The 7,943-nt window shown below is 61.7% G+C and carries 9 protein-coding genes and 1 pseudogene; 2 read left to right on the top strand and 8 right to left on the bottom strand.

The annotated features are described in order from the left end of the window. Positions 1-64: 64 nt before the first annotated feature. The 8 genes and pseudogenes from ACW9I6_RS28450 to ACW9I6_RS28485 form a co-directional block, all read right to left on the bottom strand. Positions 65-1,144, bottom strand: coding sequence for a sigma-54 interaction domain-containing protein (locus ACW9I6_RS28450; protein ID WP_003212528.1), 1,080 nt, complete (start codon positions 1,142-1,144; stop codon positions 65-67). A gap of 99 nt (positions 1,145-1,243) precedes the next feature. Continuing rightward, positions 1,244-1,909, bottom strand: a complete 666-nt coding sequence (locus tag ACW9I6_RS28455) for a methionine ABC transporter permease (RefSeq protein ID WP_457340090.1) — start codon at positions 1,907-1,909, stop codon at positions 1,244-1,246. Beyond that, positions 1,906-2,652: a methionine ABC transporter ATP-binding protein gene (locus ACW9I6_RS28460; protein WP_003212524.1), complete on the bottom strand. Its 747-nt coding sequence runs from the start codon at positions 2,650-2,652 to the stop codon at positions 1,906-1,908. The genes ACW9I6_RS28455 and ACW9I6_RS28460 overlap by 4 nt, the downstream gene beginning before the upstream one ends. Then, the gene (locus ACW9I6_RS28465; RefSeq protein WP_457340091.1) at positions 2,649-3,443 is read right to left on the bottom strand and encodes a MetQ/NlpA family ABC transporter substrate-binding protein; all 795 of its coding nucleotides are present in this window, start codon (positions 3,441-3,443) and stop codon (positions 2,649-2,651) included. The genes ACW9I6_RS28460 and ACW9I6_RS28465 overlap by 4 nt, the downstream gene beginning before the upstream one ends. A gap of 14 nt (positions 3,444-3,457) precedes the next feature. Beyond that, the gene (locus tag ACW9I6_RS28470; RefSeq protein WP_457340092.1) at positions 3,458-4,495 is read right to left on the bottom strand and encodes an isopenicillin N synthase family dioxygenase; all 1,038 of its coding nucleotides are present in this window, start codon (positions 4,493-4,495) and stop codon (positions 3,458-3,460) included. 86 nt (positions 4,496-4,581) lie between these two features. Further along, positions 4,582-5,100 (bottom strand): annotated as a pseudogene (locus ACW9I6_RS28475) (thioredoxin family protein); the annotation flags it as partial. 77 nt (positions 5,101-5,177) lie between these two features. Further along, a complete protein-coding gene (locus ACW9I6_RS28480) occupies positions 5,178-5,357 on the bottom strand; it encodes a hypothetical protein (protein WP_087695230.1) in 180 nt (59 codons plus the stop codon). Between the two features lie 11 nt (positions 5,358-5,368). After that, positions 5,369-5,611, bottom strand: a complete 243-nt coding sequence (locus tag ACW9I6_RS28485) for a DUF2790 domain-containing protein (RefSeq protein ID WP_003212513.1) — start codon at positions 5,609-5,611, stop codon at positions 5,369-5,371. Between the two features lie 216 nt (positions 5,612-5,827). Here ACW9I6_RS28485 and ACW9I6_RS28490 point away from each other — a divergent pair, with 216 nt between their 5' ends. Next, positions 5,828-6,568 (top strand): response regulator, encoded by a 741-nt coding sequence (locus ACW9I6_RS28490; protein WP_003212510.1) that lies wholly within the window; start codon positions 5,828-5,830, stop codon positions 6,566-6,568. Continuing rightward, positions 6,565-7,869, top strand: coding sequence for an ATP-binding protein (locus ACW9I6_RS28495; RefSeq protein WP_003212508.1), 1,305 nt, complete (start codon positions 6,565-6,567; stop codon positions 7,867-7,869). Before ACW9I6_RS28490 ends, ACW9I6_RS28495 begins: the two co-directional genes overlap by 4 nt. The last annotated feature ends 74 nt before the right edge of the window (positions 7,870-7,943 follow it).

Here is a 7,943-nt window from a genome sequence, read left to right on the forward strand (position 1 = left end):
ACTCGCTGTAAGAGCGAAACCATAAGCCGCCGTTACCCAAATAACGGATATGTACACCAAAAAATCAGGGTTTCACCCGCCCCTTGAGCATCCCATGATTCACCAAAAGCGTCCGCATGGCATTGCGCGTCACCCCCAACAACTCCGCCGTACGCAACTGATTAAACCCACAAAACGCAAACGCCTCCCGCACGATCAAATCCTCGATATCGTGCAACAACGAATCCCCCGGCACCTCGAACAACCGCAGCAACTGCTCCCGCACCACCTCCTGCGGAATCCTCGGCGCCCCGCTGTTAACGCTGGCATGCATCGCACTCAGCCCCGCAGAAAACTTCAAGTGCGACGGCATGATCGGCCTGTCCCCAGCCACCAAAAGCGCCAGGTGCACCACATTCTCCAGCTCACGAATATTCCCCGGCCACGGATAATCCAGCAACGCCTGGGTCGCCGACTCCGACAACATCGGCTCGGCGATTTTCAACCTGGCACTGTAGAGCCGCCGAAAATGCTCAACCAACGGCAGGATATCCAGCGGCCGCTCACGCAACGGCAACACCTGCACCTGCGCCACGTTGATGCGATAGAACAGGTCAAGACGAAAGTTGCCCGCCTCCACCGCCTGCTCCAGGTCGATGTTAGTGGCCGTCACCAGCCGGATATTGATCTTGATCGGCTTGCGCGACCCCACTCGCACCACTTCCTGCTCCTGCAATACCCGCAGCAGCTTCACCTGCAACGGCAGCGGCAAGTCACCGATCTCATCGAGGAACAGGGTCCCGCCATCGGCTTCTTCAAACCAGCCGATCCGCCGCCCCGAGGCCCCGGAAAACGAGCCGGCCTCATGCCCAAAAAATTCGCTTTCCGCAAGGTTCTCGCTGATGGCCCCACAGTTCACCGGCACAAACGCACCGGTGCGGCCGCTGGCGCTGTGGATATAGCGCGCCACCAGCTCCTTGCCGGTGCCGGTCTCGCCATTGATCAACACCGGCGCTTCACTGGGGCCGACACGTTGCAAATATTCGAGCAGTTGCAGGGAACGCGGGTCGGCAAAAACCAGCGCCTTGGCGCGAATCGACAACGGGTCTTTTTCGCCCTGGGGTAAAGTCAGGATCGGCGTGGGATGCCCGTGGGGACGGTTCATGAAGAGTATTTCCCGGCGACGAGGTGAAGGTACGTAAGGGAACTTTACTCAGTCACGCATATAACTAGAAATATTAAAAATTCATTAGTACATAACCGTTTATCGACGATGCGCCAGCGACCTCACGCAACGATCCCCCAGGCTTTGCACGCCCTGGACCAGCACCACCAACACAATCACCGTCACCACCATGATCTGGTTATTGAAACGCTGGTACCCATAACGAATCGCCAGGTCCCCCAGGCCGCCACCGCCAATCACCCCGGCCATGGACGAAAAGCCGATCAGCATCACCAGGGTCAGGGTCAACCCCGCAAGCAACGCAGGGAGCGCCTCCGGCAGCAGCACCTTGAAGATCACATGCCGAATATCCCCGCCCATGGCGACAATGGCTTCGATACGCCCCTTGTCCACTTCGTCCAACGCGTTCTCGACAATCCGCGCAAAAAACGGAAAGGCACCAATGGTGATCGGCACCACGGCGGCAGTGCTGCCCAATGTGGTGCCGACGATCAGCCGGGTCAGCGGAATCAAGGCAATCAGCATCACCACAAAGGGCAATGAGCGGCCCAGGTTGATCATCGCACCCAGCACACGGTTCACCCGTGGCAGCGGGAACAGCCCGCCGCGGCGACTGACAAACAGCAGCACCCCCAGGGGCAGGCCGATCAGCAAGGTAAAGACCGCCGCCAGCAGCACCATGTACAGGGTTTCGCCAGTGGCCGTGAGCAGCAGTTGCAGGATGTCGTTCCAGTCCGTTTTCATACTGCCCTCACCGCTGGCAGGCTGGGGGCCAGTGAGCGGCCCAGGCTTGAGGCGGGATCGGCCTGCAATTGAATCAGGCTGCCGCTTTCCACCACACGCCCATTGGCCAGGGATACCGCGCTGTCGCAGATAGCCTTGACCACATCCAGCTCGTGGGTGATCAACACGATGGTCACCCCCAGTTGCCGATTGATACTGCGCAGCAGTTCCAGGATCGACGCGGTGGTTTCCGGGTCGAGGGCGCTGGTGGCTTCGTCCGACAGCAAATAATCCGGGCGCGCCGCCAGTGCCCGGGCGATGCCGACGCGCTGCTTCTGGCCGCCGGACAGTTGCGACGGAAAGGCCAGCGCCTTGTCACTCAGGCCGACCAGTTCCAGCAATTCCTTGACCCGGGCAACGCGCTCGGCCTTGGGCTGACCGGCGATTTCCAGGGGCACCGCCACATTGTCGGCGACGTTGCGTGAATGCAGCAGGTTGAAACCCTGGAAGATCATGCCGATACGCTGGCGTTGCTGGCGCAGTTGCTTGTCACTGAGCAGCGTCAGGTCCTGGCCGTCCATGAGGATGCGCCCGGAAGTCGGGCGCTCCAGCAGGTTCAGGCAGCGCAGCAAAGTACTCTTGCCCGCCCCGCTCCGCCCCACGATCCCGAAGATCGAACCGTCGGCAATCTGCAACGACACGTTATCCAGCGCCGGCGGCTGGCCATCGGCGTAGGTTTTGCTGACCTGCTCGACGACGATCATTCGACAGCTACCGGAATCACCGAACCTGCATATTTCTCGGTGATGAACTTGGCCACCTCCGGCGAATTCAGGTCCTTGGCCAGCTGTTTGATCCGTGGGTCGTCCTGCAATTTCGGGGTGGTCACGAGGATATTCGCGTAGGGATTGCCCTGGGCTTTTTCCAGCCCAAGGGCATCCTTGGCCGGTGACAGGCCGGCCTCGAGGGCGTAGTTGCCATTGATCACGGCGAGGTCGACATCATCCAGGGCACGAGGAATCTGTGGTGATTCGATCTCGAGGATCTTCAGGTGCCTGGGGTTCTCGGCAATGTCCTTGGGCGTTGCCTGGTCCTTGGCCGGGTCGTTGAAACCGGGCTTGAGCGTGATCAGGCCGTTGGCTTGCAGCAGGTACAGCGCACGGCTCAGGTTGGTGACGTTGTTGGGCACGGCCACGGTGCCTTTATCCGGCACCTGGGTAAAGCTGGTGTGGCGATGGGAGTAGATACCCAGCGGCTCGATATGCACGGTGGCCGCCACTGTGAATTTCTGGCCGAGAGCCTGTTCCTGGGAGTGCAGGTACGGCAAGTGCTGGAAGTAGTTGGCGTCCACATCACCGTGGGCCAGCAGTTCATTGGAGTTCACGCCGTTGGGGATTTCGATGATTTTCAGCTGCAGCTGCGGGTCGAGCTTCTGCACGTATTCGAGGATTTGCGCGTGGGGAATCGGGTCCGCCGCCACACGCAGGGCCTCGGCGGCCTGGGCGTCGAAGGAGGCAATCAGGACGGCCAGGGCCAGGGCTGTTTTCTTGAGCATGGTGATGTTCCTTATCAGGCGGACAGGGCTTGGGGAATCGTGGCATCGGCGTAAAACCGTTGGGCGACATCCGGATGGGAACGCAGGCGGCCCTTGAGGTAGTTCCAGCCGACGTCCCGCAGCAACGGGTTACGCGGGTCACTGGTGGGGCCGTGGGCATCGCGCAGCAACTCGGGCGGCAACTGATACACCGGCACCACCGCGTCCAGTTGCGCACCGAGGAAAAACGCCAGGGACAAACGCTCGCTGCCCAGGGGCGGCGATTCGACCCGGTGCACCGTGGCACGCAGGTAGCCGTTGGTGGCCAGTTCCAGCAACTCGCCGATGTTCACCACCAGGGTGTCGGGGCGCGGCAAGGCGTCGATCCAGCGGCCCTCCTCCACTTCCACTTGCAGGCCGGCCTGCTGGTCTTGCAGGAGGAAGCTGAGAAAGCCGGAATCCTTGTGGGCACCGACACCCTGGCGACTCTGCTGGGCGTGGCGGCCGGGGTAGCGGATCAGCTTGATGTGTTCGTTGGGCTTGGCGCCATACAGCGGGTCGAAAGCATTTTCCGGCAGCGACAAGGCCTGGGCAAAGGCGCGCAACAAGCGCAGGGACATCTGCGTCATCGCCTGCTGCCAGGCCAGTAACAAGGGCTTGAGTTCAGGCAACGCGGCAGGCCACTGGTTGGGGCCTTGCAGGCGCGACCAGGCCGGTGAATCCGGGCCTTGCTGCAGCGACTCGCGCTCGGCGCCGAGGTCGAACTGCTCACGCAGGTCCGGCTGCCCCCGGGTGATCTCCGACGCGGCGCGGTTGTAGCCGCGAAAGTGCGGGGAGTTGATCATGCCGACAGCAAGCTTGTCGGCCTCCGGCAAGGCGAAAAACCGGCGCGCCTGCTGCTGCACCTGGGTGAGCAACCCGGCGTCGATGCCGTGGCCGGTGAGGTAGAAAAAACCGATATGCCGCGCAGCGTGGCGCAGGTCATCGAGAAACTGCCCACGCTGGGCCGGGCTGCCGTCGAGCAGCGCCAGGTCCAGCAGGGGCAAGGTGTTGATTGCCAGCGGGTGCGACATTGGGTGCTCACTCCATGAACAGGTACGTGGAGTGGTGAAGCTAAACGATCTAAAAACCCCGCAATAAATACCTTTTTGGCATTAGCTTAGGTTGGCGCGTTCGCCGCCCTGGCTTCTTCCAGCAGGGCCTGGATGACTTTCTCCTGATTGTCGTAGCGGCCCTCGCCGAAATGGCTGTAGCGCACCTTGCCGGTGGCATCGAAGAAGTAATGGGCCGGCCAGTACTGGTTATCGAAGGCGCGCCAGATGCGGTAGTCGTTGTCGATGGCCACCGGGTAATGGATGTCCAGCTTCTTGACCTGGCTGCGTACGTTATCCAGGACTTTCTCATAGGCGTTTTCCGGCGTGTGCACACCGATCACCACCAACCCGTCCCTGGCGTACTTCTTTGCCCACTGATTGACGTACGGCAGGCTGCGCTGGCAGTTGACGCAGTCGTAGGTCCAGAAATCCACCAGCACCACCTTGCCCCTCAGGCCCTCGGCCGTCAGCGGCGGCGAGTTGAGCCAGGCCACCGCGCCGTCGAGGGACGGCATGCGCTCATCGGACTGGCTGAAACTTTCGGCATCGACGTTGTTGATCAGGTAGTTCACCGCCTTGGGCACGCCGACCAAGGCAACCACCAGTGCCAACAGCAGCAGGCCTTTTGAGCGGCGCAGGTATCGGATGAAGTTCATGGGTGTCACCTCGTGGCCGGGGGTGTTTCGGCGCGTTTGCGAGCCGCGCCGTTTTGCGCCAGCGGCGTGTTCTGGAAGCAGGTTTCACTGCCAGTGAGTTTTTTCGCGGTGGCGGCATTCACATCCGCCGCCACACCCGCCAGGGAAAACGCCAGGGCGCTGAGAAAGCTGTTGAGTGGGGTCATGGCCGGTCTCCTCAGCTGCCTTCAAGGCAATTGCTGGAAAATTTGCGGTAGTCGAGGACGTGGCGCTGGCCCTCGGAATCGAGGTAGGTCAGTTTCGAGTTGACGATGCCGCACAGCGCGCCACCGGACTCTTCGGAGATCGACAGCACCTGGTGGATATCCGGCTGGCTGGCGGTGGTTTCGGCATGGGCGGCAACACTCAGGCCAGTGAGTAAGGCAAACAGGCAACTGGCATAGGCAGCTTTGATAGTCATGGGTGGTTCCCCGGGGGTTCAAGTGGGCCGAGGCGGATTACCTCGATGGGCTCATTTGAACCTTGCGAGGTATCCGGATTGTGTCGGCCAGGCCCGGATTTTTGCGTCGATGTGTATCTCGTCACCGCCAGATACACTGCAATACAAAGGGCACAAGGCAAGCCCGCCGCCAGTGGCTAGACTGCGCATCAATGACTAATCAACGAGGAAGGCAGCATGGATCACGTCGATCACATTCTGATTGTCGATGACGATCGGGAGATCCGCGAACTGGTGGGCAACTACCTGAAAAAGAACGGCCTGCGCACCACCGTGGTGGCTGACGGCCGGCAGATGCGCAGCTTCCTCGACACCACGCCCGTGGACCTGATCGTGCTGGACATCATGATGCCCGGCGACGACGGCTTGCAGCTGTGCCGCGAACTGCGGGTGGGCAAGCACAAGGCCACGCCGATCCTGATGCTCACCGCGCGCAACGATGAAACCGACCGCATCATCGGCCTGGAAATGGGCGCCGACGATTACCTGGTCAAGCCCTTCGCCGCCCGTGAACTGCTGGCCCGCATCAACGCCGTGCTGCGGCGCACACGGATGCTGCCGCCAAACCTGGTGGTGACCGAAAGCGGCCGGCTGATCCGCTTTGGCCGCTGGCGCCTGGACACCACCGCCCGCCATCTGCTGGACGAAGACAACACCCTGGTGGCCTTGAGCGGTGCCGAATACCGTTTGCTGCGCGTCTTCCTCGACCATCCGCAACGGGTGCTCAACCGTGACCAGTTGCTGAACCTGACACAGGGCCGGGACGCGGACCTGTTCGACCGCTCCATCGACCTGCTGGTCAGCCGCCTGCGCCAGCGCCTTTTGGACGACGCCCGCGAACCGGCCTACATCAAGACCGTGCGCAGCGAAGGCTATGTGTTCTCCCTGGCCGTGGAAATCCTTGGGGACCCGGCATGACCCTCACGTTCCGCTGGCCGCGCACCCTCGCGGCGCAACTGACGGTAATTTTCATCGTCAGCCTGCTGTGCGCCAACGCCCTGTCGTTCAGTGCGCAGTTCTATGAGCGCTACATGAGTGCCCGCAGCGTAATGCTGGGCAACCTGGAAAACGACGTATCGACGTCGATCGCGATCCTCGACCGCCTGCCCGCCGCCGAGCGTGCCAGCTGGCTGCCGCGCCTCGACCGCAACGCCTACCGCTACCTGCTGAATGCCGGCGAACCCGGCGAGCCGATGGCCAGCGACAACGTGCCCATGGCCGCGACGTCGATTTCCGATGCGTTGGGCGAGCATTACCCACTGACGTTTCGCGACATCCCGGGCCTGCAAAAACACTTCCAGGCGCACCTGACCCTGGCCGATGGCAGCCCGGTCACGATTGATGTCTATCCCAAGCCGATCCCGTTTGCGTTCTGGCTGCCGGTGGTACTGGTGCTGCAACTGGTGGTGTTGCTGGTGTGCACCTGGATCGCCGTGCGCATCGCCATCCGCCCGCTGACACGCCTGGCACGGGCAGTGGAAACCCTCGACCCGAATGCCCGCCCGACGCCGCTGGACGAAACCGGCCCCACCGAGGTGGCGCATGCGGCGGCGGCGTTCAACGAAATGCAGAAGCGGATTGCCGAGTACCTCAAGGAGCGCATGCAGATTCTGGCGGCGATCTCCCATGACTTGCAGACGCCGATTACCCGCATGAAATTGCGTGCCGAGTTCATGGAGGACTCGGTGGACCGGGAAAAGCTCTGGAGTGACCTGGGGGAAATGGAGCATCTGGTGCGCGAGGGTGTGGCGTATGCCCGCAGTGTGCATGGGTCCACCGAGGCCAGTTGCCGGATCGACCTGGATGCGTTTCTCGACAGCCTGGTGTTTGATTACCAGGACATGAACAAGCAAGTGAGTTTGACCGGTAAAAGCGCGGTGGTTTTGGATACGCGGCCCCATGCGTTGCGTCGGGTGCTGGTGAACCTGGTGGACAACGCGCTGAAATTTGCCGGGGAGGCGCAGTTGGAGGTGGGGTCGACGGCGGCGGGTGAGCTTTCGATCAAGGTGCTGGACCGGGGGCCGGGGATTGCCGAGGATGAACTGGTGCAGGTGATGCAGCCGTTTTACCGGGTGGAGAGTTCGCGTAATCGTGGCACTGGTGGTACAGGGCTGGGGTTGGCGATTGCCCAGCAACTGGCGGTGGCGATTGGTGGGGAGTTGACCCTGAGCAACCGGGACGGTGGGGGGTTGTGTGCGCAGGTTCGGCTGGAGCTGTGACGGGCGGTGTGTATATCCATTATTTGGGTGATGGCTTGTATCGGTTCCGCTCTTACAGCGGCTCACTTTTGAAC

Source organism: Pseudomonas sp. SDO5522_S412 (genome assembly GCF_054071215.1).

What these genes read in the sequence shown, in the direction of transcription:
- ACW9I6_RS28450 (WP_003212528.1), bottom strand. Translation starts at nt 1,144, where the DNA reads ATGAACCGTCCCCACGGGCATCCCACGCCGATCCTGACTTTACCCCAG.
- ACW9I6_RS28455 (WP_457340090.1), bottom strand. Translation starts at nt 1,909, where the DNA reads ATGAAAACGGACTGGAACGACATCCTGCAACTGCTGCTCACGGCCACT.
- ACW9I6_RS28460 (WP_003212524.1), bottom strand. Translation starts at nt 2,652, where the DNA reads ATGATCGTCGTCGAGCAGGTCAGCAAAACCTACGCCGATGGCCAGCCG.
- ACW9I6_RS28465 (WP_457340091.1), bottom strand. Translation starts at nt 3,443, where the DNA reads ATGCTCAAGAAAACAGCCCTGGCCCTGGCCGTCCTGATTGCCTCCTTC.
- ACW9I6_RS28470 (WP_457340092.1), bottom strand. Translation starts at nt 4,495, where the DNA reads ATGTCGCACCCGCTGGCAATCAACACCTTGCCCCTGCTGGACCTGGCG.
- ACW9I6_RS28480 (WP_087695230.1), bottom strand. Translation starts at nt 5,357, where the DNA reads ATGACCCCACTCAACAGCTTTCTCAGCGCCCTGGCGTTTTCCCTGGCG.
- ACW9I6_RS28485 (WP_003212513.1), bottom strand. Translation starts at nt 5,611, where the DNA reads ATGACTATCAAAGCTGCCTATGCCAGTTGCCTGTTTGCCTTACTCACT.
- ACW9I6_RS28490 (WP_003212510.1), top strand. Translation starts at nt 5,828, where the DNA reads ATGGATCACGTCGATCACATTCTGATTGTCGATGACGATCGGGAGATC.
- ACW9I6_RS28495 (WP_003212508.1), top strand. Translation starts at nt 6,565, where the DNA reads ATGACCCTCACGTTCCGCTGGCCGCGCACCCTCGCGGCGCAACTGACG.